Annotated in this window: 14 protein-coding genes; 8 read left to right on the top strand and 6 right to left on the bottom strand. The window is 62.0% G+C overall.

All coding sequences use genetic code 11. The annotated features are described in order from the left end of the window. Positions 1 to 503 precede the first annotated feature (503 nt). From QFZ27_RS08375 to QFZ27_RS08365, 3 genes are all read left to right on the top strand, one after another. Positions 504 to 1,598 (top strand): peptidoglycan-binding protein, encoded by a 1,095-nt coding sequence (locus QFZ27_RS08375; protein ID WP_429225695.1) that lies wholly within the window; start codon positions 504 to 506, stop codon positions 1,596 to 1,598. Between the two features lie 119 nt (positions 1,599 to 1,717). Continuing rightward, complete coding sequence (locus QFZ27_RS08370) at positions 1,718 to 2,584, top strand: class I SAM-dependent methyltransferase (RefSeq protein ID WP_429225694.1); 867 nt, start codon at positions 1,718 to 1,720, stop codon at positions 2,582 to 2,584. Positions 2,585 to 2,704: 120 nt separating this feature from the next. Continuing rightward, positions 2,705 to 2,914, top strand: coding sequence for a DUF2934 domain-containing protein (locus QFZ27_RS08365; protein WP_429225693.1), 210 nt, complete (start codon positions 2,705 to 2,707; stop codon positions 2,912 to 2,914). Between the two features lie 509 nt (positions 2,915 to 3,423). Here the strand turns inward: QFZ27_RS08365 and QFZ27_RS08360 are convergent. The 5 genes from QFZ27_RS08360 to QFZ27_RS08340 form a co-directional block, all read right to left on the bottom strand. Continuing rightward, positions 3,424 to 4,230: a tyrosine-type recombinase/integrase gene (locus QFZ27_RS08360; RefSeq protein WP_429225692.1), complete on the bottom strand. Its 807-nt coding sequence runs from the start codon at positions 4,228 to 4,230 to the stop codon at positions 3,424 to 3,426. A gap of 169 nt (positions 4,231 to 4,399) precedes the next feature. Beyond that, positions 4,400 to 4,621, bottom strand: a complete 222-nt coding sequence (locus tag QFZ27_RS08355; RefSeq protein WP_429225691.1) for a hypothetical protein — start codon at positions 4,619 to 4,621, stop codon at positions 4,400 to 4,402. A gap of 588 nt (positions 4,622 to 5,209) precedes the next feature. Next, on the bottom strand, positions 5,210 to 5,608 hold the full coding sequence (locus QFZ27_RS08350; protein WP_429225690.1) for a GlcG/HbpS family heme-binding protein: 399 nt from the start codon (positions 5,606 to 5,608) through the stop codon (positions 5,210 to 5,212). A gap of 455 nt (positions 5,609 to 6,063) precedes the next feature. Then, the gene (locus QFZ27_RS08345) at positions 6,064 to 6,645 is read right to left on the bottom strand and encodes a tyrosine-type recombinase/integrase (protein ID WP_429225689.1); all 582 of its coding nucleotides are present in this window, start codon (positions 6,643 to 6,645) and stop codon (positions 6,064 to 6,066) included. Between the two features lie 588 nt (positions 6,646 to 7,233). Next, complete coding sequence (locus tag QFZ27_RS08340) at positions 7,234 to 7,518, bottom strand: ribbon-helix-helix domain-containing protein (RefSeq protein ID WP_429232428.1); 285 nt, start codon at positions 7,516 to 7,518, stop codon at positions 7,234 to 7,236. A gap of 544 nt (positions 7,519 to 8,062) precedes the next feature. On the opposite strand from QFZ27_RS08340, the gene QFZ27_RS08335 reads away from it, so the two are divergent. The 5 genes from QFZ27_RS08335 (at position 8,063) to QFZ27_RS08315 (ending at position 12,764) form a co-directional block, all read left to right on the top strand. Further along, positions 8,063 to 8,353, top strand: a complete 291-nt coding sequence (locus QFZ27_RS08335) for a hypothetical protein (protein WP_429225688.1) — start codon at positions 8,063 to 8,065, stop codon at positions 8,351 to 8,353. Positions 8,354 to 9,279: 926 nt separating this feature from the next. Beyond that, positions 9,280 to 10,659: an IS1380 family transposase gene (locus QFZ27_RS08330; RefSeq protein WP_429225687.1), complete on the top strand. Its 1,380-nt coding sequence runs from the start codon at positions 9,280 to 9,282 to the stop codon at positions 10,657 to 10,659. A 253-nt stretch (positions 10,660 to 10,912) separates the two neighbouring features. Next, entirely contained in the window at positions 10,913 to 11,260 is a 348-nt protein-coding gene (locus QFZ27_RS08325) for a hypothetical protein (RefSeq protein WP_429225685.1), read from the top strand. Between the two features lie 333 nt (positions 11,261 to 11,593). Continuing rightward, positions 11,594 to 11,953: a hypothetical protein gene (locus QFZ27_RS08320; RefSeq protein ID WP_429225684.1), complete on the top strand. Its 360-nt coding sequence runs from the start codon at positions 11,594 to 11,596 to the stop codon at positions 11,951 to 11,953. A 391-nt stretch (positions 11,954 to 12,344) separates the two neighbouring features. After that, positions 12,345 to 12,764: a hypothetical protein gene (locus QFZ27_RS08315; protein ID WP_429225682.1), complete on the top strand. Its 420-nt coding sequence runs from the start codon at positions 12,345 to 12,347 to the stop codon at positions 12,762 to 12,764. Between the two features lie 899 nt (positions 12,765 to 13,663). Here the strand turns inward: QFZ27_RS08315 and QFZ27_RS08310 are convergent. Next, a complete protein-coding gene (locus QFZ27_RS08310; RefSeq protein ID WP_429225681.1) occupies positions 13,664 to 16,684 on the bottom strand; it encodes a hypothetical protein in 3,021 nt (1,006 codons plus the stop codon). Positions 16,685 to 16,827: the final 143 nt, after the last annotated feature.

Here is a 16,827-nt window from a genome sequence, read left to right as displayed (position 1 = left end):
AAAAGTGTAAATTTAGCTCATGCAAACGAAGTAAATGAAATGCGGATTCGGCCTTGGACATGACATCCGATTTGTGGTTATTTATTTATGTCTACCAATCTCAAGACGAGCCAAGCAAACTTTCAATGCATGCTGGGTGGTCGCGTTGCAAGGCTCGGCAAGTCACCGGCGCTTCAGGCCATGAATGTGGGCGGCTGTTCCGTCGACGAGGCAGAGGTGCCCCCCAGCTCGGAAGCTGGCCCATGGTTTGCTAACTTCGCCAACCTGGCGGCGGCGCGTAGACATCGGGGCGCAGGATCTAGTGCGCGCTCGTGGAGAGCAGGTGAGAGCGGCGTGTGAGCCAGCGATGCTCGAAGAAGCCTTTCGGCTCGGCCGCGCCAATCATGCATGACGCACACCAGTTCGGGTGAACGCTCATGAAGGTCAACTGCGAATACAGCGTCGCTCAGTGCGGCCATAGGTGGACCATCGCTCGCAGGGCAGCCTCCGGCGGAGTGGTCGCCATGCTGCTTTTCTTCACGGGCATTGGTTGGTGCGCCGTGGAAGGGGTGGCCGCGAGGCGAGCCGAGGCGGCGTCCCTCTCGGAGACTGAGGAGGTCCAGCTGGAGGGCGGTGCCATAGTCGCTCCGGCGGACAATTCGACGGGCCAGGCGCTAATTCGGGACGACGTCTCACCTGAGTTGCAGGCGATAACGCGCGATGCCATTGCCGGACGAGCTGACGCCGAGCATCTTCTCGGCACTTTCTTTGCTTTGGGCAAGGAGGTACCTCAAAATTTTGAGAGCGCCGCCTACTGGTATCGTCGCGCCGCCGACCGAGGGTTTATCATCGCCAGCTATGAACTTGGCGTGCTGTTGGAGCTGGGGCTGGGTGTGCCGCGCGACCCGGCACGAGCAGCAGCGCACTTTCGTGAGGCGGCAGATGCCGGCCACGCGGAGGCGCAAAATGCTTTAGGGCTCGCCTATTCCAGAGGCTCCGGCGTCGTGCGCGACCCGCGAGAGGCGTTGAACTGGTTCCGCCGGGCGAACGCCAGCGGCAATCCGCGTGGCGCCTACAACATAGGCAGGCTCTACGAGGATGGCGACCTCGGTGCGCTCGACCGGCGCGCCGCCGCCGACTGGTATTGGGTCGCAGCTGATGCCGGCTATGCCGAGGCCAAGGCCGCATTGGAACGGCTGCAGGTGACCGCGCATGCCCGCCCGCCCGGTACGCCATTCGCCGGTTTCATCATCCTGTCACCGGACACCGCTGTTGTCGTCCCGGCACAGAGTACGGCGAGTGCAACTCGCCCGGAGCCGCTCCTCGATAGTCCGGAGACACGGATCGCGACGCCCGAGACGGGGGTACCTGTCGTGGCTCCTCAACCCCCGGCGGCGACTGCCGAGCCGACAACGACCGCTGCCCAGATCAAAGAAATTCAACAGCTGCTCGGACAACTGCACTTTGATGTCGGCCGCGCTAATGGTTGGATGCGACGCAAAACCAGCACCGCCATCGCTGCATTTCAGGAAAGCCGGGGGTTGCCCGTGACGGGGCGGCCGTCGGCAGAGCTTCTGGAAGCGCTACGCACTGCCGTGCAGTCGACTCTCTGGAACTGAGAGTGGCAACCGGCACAGCCTGGAGCGATGGCAATCGCTACGCCGCTCGCGGATACCCCTAGAGGCCGCTAGGGTGACTGTCCGCTGATCAGGTGGAGATTCGGCCGGAGACTGATCCAATGGAATCCGGAGCTGAAAAAAATCACGGGATTGGAGTAAGTTTTCTGAATGCACTATGGAGACACGGCCCTCTCGGCACCGCTAAGCGTGTCAACATAGCCTTGAGCCGCTATAGTTGCGGGCTCCGCGGCTGTCAACGCCTATTCAACTCAATTGATACGTGCCTTCAAAGAATTCATGACCATCTTGATGGTCACTTTGATCGGAGGTTTGGCACGGATACGTCAGGCCATATTTCCCTCAACCAGATGACGATTGAAAGAGGGAGCATCCAAGAGGGAATTTGGTATGAACCAATGTCGGCCAAGATATTTGAGCAAATTATGGATGATCTAGATATTAATTACGGTGAGTTCGATTTTATAGACTTCGGGTCTGGAAAAGGCCGCGTTTTGCTACTTGCATCGAGCTATGGATTCAAGAATGTTGTTGGCGTGGAATTTGCCAAAGAGCTTCATGAAACAGCCAAGAGAAATATTGAGCTCTGGCGCCAAGATAGCCGCCGGAGCGCCCGCATAGAGTCCCTCCATATGGATGGAACGGAATACCTAATACCCGACGTGCCTCTTGTTGTCTTCTTTTTTAGTCCGTTTACGGATAATACAATGGCACGGGTTCTTGGGAACATCAGAACGTCCTTTCAGGTCAGCGACCGAAATATCAAGATTATTTTTTATGGTGAAAATCCAGAAACAATTCGACTATTGAGGGAAATGAATTTTCAATCGAAAGAACTTAATCTTCATGCCGATTGGTCGCAGTTTAATAAATACCGAGCCTTCATATTCACCGGTCTGCGGGATGGCCGGACCAATCTGAATGACTTCCTGGCCCCGATCCTGGCTTCCGTGGCACTTATGGGATGAAGCGCGATCGGACTATAGCCCGCCTGCTCAACAGGGGTCGTTTGCAGGAGCAACACCAGAAACCACAGGGAATCCGCCTACATCTGTTCTGTCGGTTCGCCTTGCACATTGGAGGAAGACATGATCGAAGATCGTTCGGAACGGATCCGGCAGAGGGCCTACGTCATCTGGCAGCGGGAAGGCCGGCCAGAGGGCCGTGAACAGGAGCATTGGCGTCAAGCGGAGGCGGAAATCGAGGCCGAGGATGTCGCGGGCGGCGAGACACCGCCCAATGATGTCGGTCCTGGCGGGATTGTCCCGCCAAAACGGCGTTCGAAAGAGGCGCGGTAGCAATCGTCTCCGGCGCGGTACTCTCGTGGAGGCGAACGCGCTGCCCCGCTCGCGCGAGACTTGCCTCTGCCGTTTCCAGTCTCGACGCTGATGGCTTAGAATCGGCATCTGCTCCCAGAGTCAGTTGCCCATTGCATCTTCCTGGCGCTCGGCGCGCTCTAGTCTCAGCGATACCGCGCTCCGCTGCCGCCCGGACGGCCCGCCGCCAGCATGTGAGAATAGCTTTGGTGATGGTACGCAACCGACGGTGAAGAGTGCGAGGGCACGGTTCGATGTTGGTGACTTGGCGATGGTCCGACCCAGCCTCGCAACACTAGATATGGCCGCCGGGCCATGCTCCCACACCGGATGGCAATCGCTCATTTGCACCGGCATCATGACACCCCGAAACCAGGAACTCTGTGGGGTCTTGCCACGCACGCTCATGCATTGCGGTCGTATGCCCCCCAAACCAGGCGTCGTAGTTCCTCATCGACCGACAGTGTGCGCCCGATCCTTGCGGTGATCCCCTACTCCTCCGCGAGCAGTTTCTCCGTAAAATTCCCCTGCCACAGGCTCGAATGCCGGCGGTAGCCGCGGGCGGTGCGCGCGTCCTTCCAGCGGCCGTGCTGCATCGCCGCCTCGAGCGGCACGCCCTTGCGGTCGGCGGCGGTCATCATGCCGGCGCGCAGGCTGTGCCCGGAAAACTCTCCCTCCGCCAGCCCGGTGCCCTTGATCACCCGCTTGACTAGGCGGGCGACGGTCTTGGTGTCGATCGACTGCCGCCGGCCGTCGAGGCTATAGGTGAGGTGTCCGCCGCGGTCGATCCGGCAGAAGAGCGGCCCGGGCGTATCGCCCCGCGCCGCAAGCCAGGCCGAGAGGGCGGTGACGGCGCAGAGCGGCGAATTAGGCACGGCCTGGATGCCGACCTCCTCGCCGCGGCGTTCCTGGTCGGTCTTGGAGCCGGCCACGAACAGCACCAGGCCTTCGGCCGTGAAGCTCAGGTCTCGCAGGTCGAAGCCAGCCAACTCGGAGCGGCGGAAGCCGCCGGCGAAGCCGGTCAGCAGCAGCGCGCGGTCGCGCAAACGGCGCTTCGGGTCGGGGGCCGTCTCCGGATCGAGCAGCAGCATCACCGCCCGCAGGTTCTCCTCGAGCAGCGCCGCCTTCCGCGAGGGCCGCACGCCCTTGGTCCGGCGCAGGCCGGCCAGGAACGCCTGGAACTGGGCGTCGTCGAATGGCAAGGGGCGGCCGAGCCGGCGCCGGACCTCGAGCACGGCGGCGCGCCGCAGCTCGAGGGTGGCGAGCTTCCGGGTCTCGGACAGGGCGGTGAGGTGCATCGCCAGCCAGGAGGCGTCGGCGCGCTGCGGATCGAGGCCGAAGCCGAGGCACCATTCGCTCCACTGCCGCCAGGCCGAGCCATAGGCTCTCCGGGTGTTGGCCGAGAGCGAGGCCTCGACCAGGGCGTCGGCGCGCTCGGCCAGGCGGCGGATCTCGGCGATCCCCCGTTCACGGACCCGCCAAGGCCCGCGACCACAGCACCTCGACCGGTTGGAACCGGACGAGCGCGATCTTCTGCAGCACCGCCGGCCGCCGCCGCCAGGTCGCGATCGCGTTGCCGACCGCCGTGGAACCGTCGGCCGGACGCAGGCCTTCGGGCGCGACGTCGCGGCGCCAGGGGCACTCGGCGCAGGGTTTGGCCTGGTACCGGCATCGAGAGCCCAGGTTCACTCAGCTCGGATCCAATCATTCAATACGTATTGATCGGCGAGCCGGAGCCGCCGACGTCCCATACCGATCTGCATGCTATTCCGGGAATGGGGCATGATCAAAACTGATACGGCAGTGCCGCAGCCCCGCCCGCTAGCTTCGCCAAAATCACTGGACCACCAGCGACGGGCAGCCTTCCAAGCGCTCCGCCACTTGGCCGGGGAGGGTCATTCAAACAGGGGCGATGCCGAGGCAGTTCTCGCGACGCCTGACACCGGAGGACCTGCGGCGATACCAGTTGCACTCTGGCCGCCCAGGGCGCCTCGCCGGGCGATGAACGCCGCGGTCTCGGCACTCAGGTTCTGCTGAGGGTCACGCTCGGCGTGCCGGCCTTCGGCGAGAGGCTGGCGACGGTGCGCACAGGCCAGCGGTTGCCGGTCGTGTTCAGCCGCAGGAGGTGGCGCCGCTGCTTCACTTTGCGCCCGGCCTCAAGCACGAGGCGGCTCTCAGCGTGGCCTGTGGCTGCGGTCGCGATCGTTGGTGAGGCTTGGCCCCAACCTCCGCCGCCTGCATTTCACGTCGAGCCGGCGCCCCTATCTTGGGTGTCGGTTAGCTACATACTGCGGCAGCGGCTTCGGCAACAGCCTGATCCTGCTCGCCGCTACCCCCACTAACGCCGACTGCCCCTACAATAGCACCGTCGACAACCAGCGGGATGCCGCCTGCAAAAATCATAATCCTATTGTGATTTGAGACGTGAATTCCGAAGAATTGATCGTGCGGCTGGCTGTTCTGGCCGAGATCTTGTGTAGAAATGTCGAACGCTCTTGACGTAAATGCCTTGTTAATTGCTATGTCGATACTACCAAGCCAAGCACCATCCATCCGGATAAACGCTTTTAAATTAGTGCCGTCATCCACCACTGCGATATTCATCGGCTGGCCAATCTCTTTGGCCTTTGCTTCACCAGCAGCGATAACTCGATGAGCTTTTTCGAGGGTAAGCATCATATCTCTCCCACCGAAAGGTGTACTGCCGCAATGTGTTCACAGGCGGATCGCTCCGACAGTCGCTGAACGCGCAGACCCTCGACCGCATGGTCTGCCCTGCGACTGCTCCGTAGGCCGAGTGGCCAAACTCCCGCAATTCTCCATGGGGCCAATCTACCGCTCCCGGACCGAGATGGCCGGGTGCGTGCGCCGGCTTCCCGTCCCAGGAGCGCCTATGGGAATGTCCATTCAGAGGAGCGGCCGCCTTCACCCAACGTCGGCGATGAGAACTGACCGGCCCTGGGGGCGAGGTCCGGTTTGGGGGCTTGATAAGCCCACGGGAATGTCCGGTCCGGGTGAGCCCAACAGGCATCCGAACCTCAGCAATGGGGACAATCCGGCCACCCCATAATTCGCTGATCACCGGCGGACAGCATGCATGCTGCCCAGTCTTCGGAGTCCGACCCCCGGAGCTAATCGGCCAGCAGCTTGCCAGTGAAATTCCCCTGCCACAGGCTCGAATGCCGGCGGTAGCCGCGGGCGGTGCGCGCGTCCTTCCAGCGGCCGTGCTGCATCGCCGCCTCGAGCGGCACGCCCTTGCGGTCGGCGGCGGTCATCATGCCGGCGCGTAGGCTGTGCCCGGAAAACTCTCCCTCCGCCAGCCCGGTGCCCTTGATCACCCGCTTGACCGGGCGGGCGACGGTCTTGGTATCGATCGACTGCCGCCGGCCGTCGAGGCTATAGGTGAGGTGTCCGCCGCGGTCGATCCGGCAGAAGAGCGGCCCGGGCATATCGCCCCGCGCCGCAAGCCAGACCGAGACGGCGGTGACGGCGCAGAGCGGCGAAGTAGGCACGGCCTGGATGCCGACCTCCTCGCCGCGGCGTTCCTGGTCGGTCTTGGAGCCGGCCACGAACAGCACCAGGCCTTCGGCCGTGAAGCTCAGGTCTCGCAGGTCGAAGCCAGCCAACTCGGAGCGGCGGAAGCCGCCGGCGAAGCCGGTCAGCAGCAGCGCGCGGTCGCGCAAACGGCGCTTCGGGTCGGGGGCCTTCCACATCGGTGTGCCGATAGAGCAAACGCGCGATATCATCCTCGTTATCGTGCTGACGGCCGCTACCGCGGACTGGATCCCCTTGCTTTGGCAAGCTCGCGGTCCGTCTGCTCGGACTCCGCCGCTGGAGCCCGTCCGGACCTCCGCGGCGAGGCGCAGCGTCGCAGCGTGTCCAGGAGTGACCGTGCGGGGTACATGTGCAGAGGCGAGGCGGAGGGGACGGCTGTGAGACCGCGCTACTTCGAGATGTGGGGCGCGGCCAGGCATGCCGGCAGCAGCGGCCCATACAAGCCGCAATCCATCACCGCCGAGTTCCCGAGGTGGCCCAGCGATGCCGAGGTCATTCAGGCATTCACCCGTGGGGGTCTCGAGGTGGAGCGCATCATCGGCGTGGCACCGGTGAAGGCCCCGGAACCCGGTCGCAATCGTTAAGGAATACGGCGTCACGATAGGACTGTCCGTGGCCCTCCGACATGAGATCAGACGGGACGTCGCAGCGGTCATTAGGGCTGCGGCAACCAACCGGTAGCGGAGGGTCGTATGACGGGACCGAAGGGCGTAGAGGCGGCAGCCGACGGGGGACCCCCTCACGCCTCAAGGCTTGGTGGAGCCTGGAGGTACTCTGGGCCTACCCCCGTTCGCCAGGGCCCAAAAATACCCCAGCACAAAGACGCGGATGGCACCGGCCAAATTGACATCATCCGGGCTGGCGGCCCATACTCTAGTAACTAAAGCATTCATCGAGATGCCTTCCCGCCGCACAATTTCCTCAAATGCATCCCAGAACGGCTGCTCCAGTCGCATGCTAGTCCGGCGCCCCTGTACGGAGACATTGCGGGTGAGATGGATTGCGGCCTCTTTCGGATTCCATATAGGCATCGTCTCAATTTCCAAGAATTACTTTATTATCGGATCGTTAATTTCGGATGAAGTCACAGAAGTATTGTACTACGAGTTAAGATTTTTACCAGGCTTTTATTCATATAATGCGAATTTCCACAACAATCTATGGTTCCGTCCAGCGGTCCGCGTCAGAGGTTTCGTCCTTGTCGAGCATTGCAGATGCATTCGGCACCGGGAACCGGATATCCGCTATCGTTCAAAGCGGCCATTCAACTGTCGTGGGTGCAACTTCCCGTTCCGCCCCTTTCGGTCGGCGAGGTCGGGTTCGGAGTGCCTGAAACCGGCCATCCGACTCGGCGCTTCGAAGCGGACATGACCGGAGCGACCCTTCGCGGTCAGTCGGGCCGCCGGGACGTCCACCCGATAGCGGCCATCGTCCTCGGCTCCGGAAAGCGGACATGACCCGATTCGACCCTATGCAGCCATTGGCAGGGCGCGTGCTATCGATCACACTTGCCCGATGGCAACCAGAAAACTTCGTCCCTCCGGACTAGTTCCTGAAAGCTTGGCAGCACAGGCTTTGGACACGGTGATGAAAGGCGGCTTAGGCCATCCGGCTCTTGCGATCTGTGCAGACTTGGTCTCCGCGGATTGCCGGCGTTGTGAGTGGTACGCTGTCGAAGTGAAAGCGTCCGCTTTGGACGAAGACGGGTGGCTCGCTTTGCTCGATGAGGACGAGCGGACCGGAAAAATGGCGGAGTCTGCATTCGCTGCCTTCGCAATGAGCGGGTCGCAGGAGTACCTTTGCACAGAGATCGCCAAGGTCATCGAGCGCCTCAATCACCGCTCCGATCTGCCCCGAAATAGCTGACGCCAAGCGTCCGCTTTCCGCCCAACCCGGTCGGCTAAGCCGACCAAGGGGAGCCCCAAAGCAGCCGTCCTGGTCGACTCCGGAGAGCAGAGACGGCCCGATTCGACCCGTTTCGGTCATGGGGCGCGACCATGGTGAGTCTCTTCTCCGCTCCGCTTCAGTCGACAATCTTAGGTCCACCGCATGCAGCATGGCGCTTGCCGACGGCGACAGGTATATTCATATCAGGCTATCGAGCCCTGAAACCCGTGCTATAAAATTTCCATGAGACCAGCAATTATAAACCTGATTCTTCTGATCAGCTTTCCGATTATCGTGGGATGCTCCATATATTTATTGAGAAGAAATCGGAAATGGACATTCAAAGGGAGCCTCTCGTACGGATACGCCAAGCTCTTCTATTACTTTTCGACTGTCGCGATTGGCGCCGGGGTGTTCGTTGCCCTCTTCGGGGCACTTAGTCTGCTCACAGGGGGGGATCGTCATGCGATGTCGATTTGGGTCGGCATTCTGGTCGCCCTCATAGCCTATGTATTTCGCTTTATTGGAAAATTTTGGATAGAATCGGAGCAACAGCGCTCCAACTAGCATTGCAAAGTTGGATCTGGCCGCAATCGCTCATTAGCTTTGCAGCGGGTCAACGAACCGGACGTGTTGTTAGCTGACGACAGGCGAGTGCATTTCCGCTTTCTGCCCGTTTCAGTCGGCCAGGTCGGCTGCGGGGTGCCCGAAACCGGCCATCCGACTCGGCGCCTCGAAGCGGACATGACCGCACGCGACCCGAAGCGGTCACTTCACTTTTGCACGCACAAATGCTTACTCCTAGGCTAGCCCGGATATCTCACAGAGGGTAGGTGCATCGGGGCTTTGGATCTGAGAAAGTTGTTTTGCGAGAACGACTTATCTTGGATCAAAGGAGCTCCCCGATGCCGACAGAGTGTAGCTCGGATCTGTTTGGATTTGCACCTGTCGAAGGGCGTGCGGTGGTGGCCTCGTTCGATGGCGGGGCGATCACGTCGGATGCCGGGGCGTTGTTGCTGGGAGCGACGGATCGGGCGATCCGGCTGGTCGACCGGTTCGCTCTGTGCTTCCGGGATAGCCGTGCGGCGGATCTGATCGAGCATCAGGTCGGCACGCTGGTGGGGCAGCGGGTGTTCGGCCTGGCGCTCGGCTATGAAGACTTGGTCGACCACGACACGCTGCGGCACGACCCGATGCTGGCGATCTTGGCCGGAAAGCTGGCGGCCCGCCGCAAGGGCTGCGCACCGGTCGCCGGCAAATCGACGCTGAACCGGCTGGAGTTGAGCCGGCCGGAGCCATCGCGCTATCACAAGATCAGCCATGATCCGGCGGCGATCGAAGCGCTGCTGGTCGACCTGTTCCTGGAGGCGCATGCCCGTGCGCCGAAGCAGATCATCCTCGATCTCGACGCCACGGACGATCCCTTGCACGGTCGCCAGGAAGGCCGGTTCTTCCATGGCTACTATGGCGGCTACTGCTACCTGCCGCTCTATGTGTTCTGCGGCCGCCATCTGCTGGTCGCGAAGCTCCGGCGCTCGAACATCGATGCGGCGGCGGGAGCGGTCGAGGAGGTCGCCCGCCTCGTGGCCCAGATCCGACGCCGCTGGCCCCGGGTGCGCATCCTGTTGCGCGCCGACAGCGGCTTCTGCCGGGAGGGCCTCATGGCGTGGTGCGAGAGCCATGCGGTCGATTACCTGTTCGGCCTCGCCCGCAACGGCCGGCTCGTGACCGAGATCACGGTCGAGCTGGCGGCGGCGCAGGCCGACGCCGAGCGCACCGGCGGCCCCGCCCGCCGCTTCAGGGACTTCACCTGGTCCACGCTCGACAGCTGGAGCCGGGCCCGCCGCGTCGTCGCCAAGGCCGAATGGACCCAGGGCGAGGCCAATCCCCGCTTCGTCGTCACCTCGCTCCCGCGCCGGCAGGCCGAGGCCCGCTCGCTGTACGAAAAGATCTACTGCGCCCGCGGCGAGATGGAGAACCGCATCAAGGAATGCCAGCTCGATCTCTTCGCCGACCGCACCTCGGCCAATACCATGCGCGCCAACCAACTCCGCCTCTGGTTCGCTTCCATGGCCTATGTCCTGCTCGCCGCTCTCCGCCGCATCGGGCTGCGCCACACCCAGTTCGCCCAAGCCACCTGCGGCACCGTCCGCCTCAAGCTCCTCAAGATCGGCGCTCTCGTCACCACGAGCGTCCGCCGCATCAAGTTCGCCATGGCTTCAGGCTGCCCCTACCACCACGAGTTCGGGCTCGCCCATGCCTTCCTGGACGCCGCACGGCGCTGACGAACCAGACAGCGCACAGGCCACATCATCTCGGACGCCACCGCCGCTGACGGCGGCGACCAGCCGTGGCCGAAATCCGTCAACTCCCCGGAAAATCCGACGCCCACGCCGGAATCACTCCGCCTCCAGCCCGACCGGTCTCCCTTCCTCGACACCCGGTGAGATATCCAGGCTAGGGCTGGTCCATGACGGGCAGGACGCTTTAGCAATAGAAATTTGCTGATATCGCAATAGGGCATTTGTGGAGGGATATATGCGGGTACGCATACTACTGATTCTCGCTGCACTATCGATGCTTCCGATAGCAAGCTCATGCGTTTCTGGAGAGGCCCAACGAGGTTCTGATGCGGTTGTCGCAGCCAGAGACTATATTTTGAAGAACTGTAAAAAATTTGACATCAGCACCGCTCACATCACCGAAGAAAATTACGGCGATCAAGTTGTTATAGAATTCATGCCGAGAGATTTCCGAGAAGAGATTGAGGAAGACGAAAAAGATGGATATGTATACATCCCTAGATTTGATCCTGAGATACTTTTTATGTTTAATAAGAAGCCGTTGAAAATGACTCACGCAAGAGGCTGTGAGCAATATTCTTAAATGCAGCGATCGGATTCAGAGCGATGCAAAATATCCAGTTGGTTGCCACGCCTCTGATCGTGGTCGCGGATTTCCGCTTTCCGCCCTTGGCGGACAGCCAAGCCGGCCGCGGGGTGCCCGAAACCGGCCTTTCGACTCGGCGCCTCGAAGCGGACATGACCCGATTCGACCCAAAGCCGACAATCGGTTGCCTTAGTGCTTTCCTCGGGAGGGGCACCGCGACTGCGAAAGTTTGCGTCTTAGCGATCGGTTCTGGAGGGGCCCGGCCGTTGTCCATATCATGATTTAGTACTTGGATCCGGTTATTGCCGACAATCTGCGGGGGATCAAGCGATGGTTATGGGGGGTGCCATTACCCGTTCGGATGGACAACCACTCGGACAGATTGATAATGTAAAACTGAAGTTGGCCGAGGTATTTGACGGTATTCGGTTCGTTCTTGTTCACGATCAAGGGCCGATCAAAGCTAGCGGACTTTTGGTAACACTCTTATCGTTCTTGGCGCAGAGAACGGAGTATCCCCATTGGGAAGGCGCATTTGAGGGCCGAGAATTTGCGGTGACCTTCGAGTTTACTGCAAAGCCAGTGGTCTCCAGGATACGCTTGGCCCTTTATGGACGGGGTACGCCGAACGCGACGCCGTATTTGGCTGAGCTACAAAAGCGGACGGGCTGGAGGATCAAATTGAATTGAGCCGGCCGATATCGAGGTTTGAAGAGGGCTACGGCTGGCCGCTTTCCGCCCGTTGCGGACGATTGCGATCAGGTTCGGTTGCGTAGGATACTCCCGGCCGGCGAGTCCGATTTTAGTAAAGGATTTCGGGATGATTAAATTTCTTGTTGTCCTCCTTATCTCTGTACCCACTGCTGCAGTTGCTGACATGACGGCAACCTTCACCCATAAGCCAACGGGCGCTGAGATGGTGCTAGAGATTGCAGAGAATGGTGATTGGCGGGGCGGATTTTAGACCACAGACAAGAACAATGATTTCTACTATCTTACAAATAATGGCGAACCGTACATCGTTTCCAGAACCCAGGGCGTCCTCAATGCCAAAAGGCTTCGAGATAACGCGAAGCTATATATGGAGCTTGCGCGTCGACGCGGAACTCCAATTGACCTCGCCAACATTAAACAGCAGTATAGTGCATACGAGTTCGTCTTTGTCGGTCGACGGACTGTTCTGGGACGAGAAACTGCGCTATGGAGGAGTTGTCCTCGATCGATTCAATGCACCGAGGGTTTCGAGATCGAACTTAGTAGCGATGAGAGCCTAAGGCTGCTGGGAACGACACTGCGCGATGCCTACAGCTACGAGTTCTCTCCACTGATGGGGATCTTCGGCCCCGCTCAGCCAGGAAATCTCGAACAAACCCTCGCCACCGGGAACGTGGTGCGATATGGCAGTCTGGAGCTAACTGAGGTCTCTTTCCGCCCCATCGATCCAGACCGCCTAGCGCTCCCGACGAAAATCGACACCTTCGAGGATATGATCTCCAGGTGAATCGCGCTGATCGTAAGTAACGGCACCAACTCCTTCGCGCGCGCCTAGGACCGGCTCCCACGCGCCCCTTACAGCTTCAAAGTCCGCTTTCCGCCCTTCTCGGACAGCCAAGCCGGCTGCGGGGTACCTTAAACCGGATATGACTGACACGCCAAGCCGAGGTCGCCGCGGGCGAACGGGTCGCGCAGCGGCATGCCAAAATCAGGGGGGCAACACCTTTTGCAACTCCTCCAGCGAGGGGCGGGGATGGTCCTTATCCGGGAAGAAGACGGGTATGCCGCATAGTGTCTGCTGCCACTTTCCGGTCATTGGCGGCCGCAACTGCCCATCCTCGGCAAGAATGGTCGCTCCGCGATCATCGGCACACGTACAATTGTGAATCATTCCGCGACACTGCCGTGTCATCAGGTCGAGAGGATTCTGAGATCTGGTCTGGGCCGCTTGAGGTGGCTGCGTCGGCTTGGGTGAGGAGGCAGAGCAACCCACAACCAACAAGATGCCGCCTAGGAACAGCCACGCTGGGCGTATCATGGCTTTTGTCCCTGTCGCTGTGCCGGAATCAAATGTGTGCGGAACATCAGCCACCACGCACCTCGGACATGCATCTGAAGGGTATCCCTTCTGAGGCGCATCCGTCGATACACTAACCAAAACGTCGTCAATGTGCGCCTGGTCCGCCCCGACCGATCTGCTGATCGGGCGTGGCCGGTTTCCGCCCCTTCCAGCCGGCCAGGCCGACCTACGGCTGCCCCAAAGCGGCCGTCGCCGTCGACTCCGGATAGCGGACCTGACCGCATGCGACCCAATGCGGACAAGAGGCGCGGCATTCTTGCCGCGCCCTCCTACGGTCCGGATTGGGTTCTCTGCGGATACCCGGTGATTGCTGATGACCGCAGACGCTACAGCACGAAGTCGCCGGCGAGCAGGCCAATAGCGCCAGTGAGTTGGATGTGGAAGTCGGAGACACCGTCGCCATCGACGTCGCCGGCGATGGTGGTGACGGCGCCGTCGGACGCGTAGCGCAGCTGACCGGCCTGGTGGGTGTAGAGCCCGGTGCCGATGTAGGTGAAGGCCTGGTCCCCGGCGACGCCGGTATCGGCGTCGATTGCCGACAGGTCGATCTTGTCGCCCTGCGCGCGGCTAAAATCGGTGATCCGGTCGGCGTTGGCTCCGGTGAGGCTGTCACCGATTGTCGTGAAGACGAAGCGGTCCGCCCCGGCGCCACCGGCCAGCACATCCTTGCCGGCGCCGCCCGCGAGCACGTCGTTGCCATTCCAGCCTTGCAGGGTGTTGGCAAGGGCGTCGCCGGAGAGGTGGTCATCGCCTTGGGTGCCCGACAGGATTTCGAAGCCCGCTAGGGTATCGCCCTCGGCGTCGCCGCCATGGCCGATGCCGGTCGCAAGGTCGACCGTGACGCCGACGGCGCTGTACCAGTAGCTGGCGGTGTCGCTGCCATCGCCGCCGTCCAACTGGTCGCCGCCTGCCCCGCCGCGAAGCACGTCGGCACCGGCTCCCCCACTGAGCCCGTCGGAGCCGTCGCCACCTTCGAGAGTGTCGTTTCCGCCGGCCCCAGTGATCTCGTCGTTGCCGTTCCAGCTCTGCAGCAGATTGGCGCCGTCGTCTCCGACCAGGGTATCATTGCGATAGCTGCCAAACAGGTTCTCGAAGCCCGTCAGGGTATCGCCCTCGGCATCGCCGCCATGGCCGATGCCGGTCGCAAGGTCGACCGTGACGCCGACGGAGCTGTACCAGTAGTTGGCGGTGTCGCTGCCATCGCCACCGTCCAACTGGTCGCCGCCTGCCCCGCCGCGAAGCACGTCGGCACCGGCTCCCCCACTGAGCCAGTCGTTGCCGTCGCCACCTTCGACAGTGTCGTTTCCGCCGGCCCCAGTGATCTCGTCGTTGCCGTTCCAGCCCTGCAGCAGATTGGCGCCGTCGTCTCCGACCAGGGTATCATTGCCCTGGCTGCCGGACAGGTTCTCCACCGCAGTGAAGGTGTCGCCGGCGGCGTCGCCGCCGGTGGCGCTGTTGGTGGCCAGGTCGATCGCGACTCCGATGTTGCTGTCGAAGTAGCTGGCGAGATCGATGCCGCTGCCGCCGTCCAGGCGGTCGGCGCCGGCGCCGCCGAGGAGCACATCGTCGCCGAGATCACCGAACAGCGTGTCGTCCCCGGCCAGGCCGTCGAGGGTGTCGCTGCCCTCATTGCCGTCCAACACATTGGTCACGGCGGATCCCGTCAGCATGTCGTCGCTGCTCGAGCCGTTGATGTTCTCGATGTCGGCGGAGATCCTGTCAAAACCCGACACGATCAGCGTGGTCAGGTTCGCCCATACGACGGCCGTGCCGGCATAGTCGATGGTGTCGATGCCCGCGCCGCCGGAGAGATGGTTTTCGCCATCACCGCCATGGAGGAGATCGTCGCCGTCGCCCCCGTTCAGTGTGTCGTCGCCGTCAGCACCGGTGAGCACATCGTTGCCGTTCCAGCCCTGCAGCAGATTGGCGCGGTCATCCCCGACCAGGGCATCACTGCCCTGGCTGCCGGACAGGTTCTCCACCGAAACGAAAGTGTCGCCGGCGGCATCGCCGCCGGTGGCGCTTTTGGTGGCCAGGTTGATCGCGACTCCGGTGTGGCTGTCGAAGTAACTGGCGAGATCGGTGCCGGCGCCGCCGTCCAGGCGGTCGGCTCCGGCGCCGCCGCGGAGCACGTCGTCGCCGAAATCGCCGACCAGCACGTCGTCCCCGGCCCGGCCGGCGAGCGTGTCGCTGCCGTCATTGCCGTCCAGCACGTTGGCGACGGCGGAACCCGTCAGGGTGTCCCCCATGCTGGAGCCGTTGATGTTCTCGATGTCGGCGGAGATCACGTCGCCTGTGCCCTCGCCACCTGACACGGTCAGCGTGGTCAGATTCACCGTCATGCTGGACGCGCCGGCATAGTCAAGGGTGTCGATGCCTGCACCGCCGGCGAGATGGTCGGCGCCATCACCGCCATCGAGGAAATCGTCGCCGTCGCCCCCGTTCAGTGTGTCGTCGCCATCGTCGCCGTAGAGTCTATCGTTGTCGCCCTCTCCGAACAGACTGTCCTCGCCGGCATTTCCGCTCAACTGGTCACCGCCGTCTCGACCGGACAGGACATTGTCCTGGTCGTTTCCGAAGAGTCCGTCACCGGCATTTGTGCCGGAGAGGTTCTCGACGCCGAAGAGGAAGTCACCACCGGGGCCGCCACTCGATCCGTCGCCATTATCGAGGACTTCCAAGACGCCGCTGGTGAGGAGGCCGAAATCGGCGGTGTCGATGCCGGCCCCGCCAATGATGAAGTCCTGGCCCTCGCCGGGGAACACCAGGTCGTCGCCGTCGCCGCCTATCAGGACATCGTCACCCGAGCCCCCCGACAGGGTGTCGTCGCCGATCCAGCCATCCAACCGGCTGCCCTCGGCTGCCGCGGACAGCACGTCGTTGAACTGCGTGCCGACCACCTCCTCGATGTTGAGCAGGACGTCGCCCTCGGCGTCGCCGCCGCTTACCATATGGGTTGACAGGGAGACCGTCACGGCCGCGAAGCCTCCATAGCTCACCCGGTCGATCCCGGCGCCGCCATCGAGGGTGTCCGCCCCCGCCCCGCCGGACAGCAGGTCGTCGCCAGCCTCGCCGAAGAGCAGGTCATTTCCGGTCATACCAAGCAGGCGGTCATTGCCGGAGCCGCCATGAAGCTCGTCGTCGCCACCCGGGGTGTAGTTGCCGACATCCCCGCGGACGTCGTCCGCTCCGCCGCCGGCGAAGACCAGGTCATTGCCGCCGCGGCCCTCGATGTAGTCACTGTCGTCGGTCGCGAGTGGGATGTCGATATAGCCCGGCGGAACGGTGTTCCCATCGCCGGCGACGTGGATGAAGTCGTTGGAACCGGATCCTCCAACATCGGCCATGATCGACTCCGTTTAATTCGAACGGCGGCGCGGTGGCCGCGCCACGGCCGGACCGCCTCGACATCCCGAGAAGATCGATGCTAGGGCAGGGGGAGTCGCCGGGCGACGCCTCCAAACGGACTGTCTCCAAACGGACTAGGAAA

This window comes from Inquilinus ginsengisoli (assembly GCF_050434925.1).
Taxonomy (GTDB): domain Bacteria; phylum Pseudomonadota; class Alphaproteobacteria; order DSM-16000; family Inquilinaceae; genus Inquilinus; species Inquilinus ginsengisoli_B.
The sequence above is the reverse complement of the archived record's forward strand: the minus strand, read 5'-3'. Positions and strand labels throughout refer to the sequence as shown.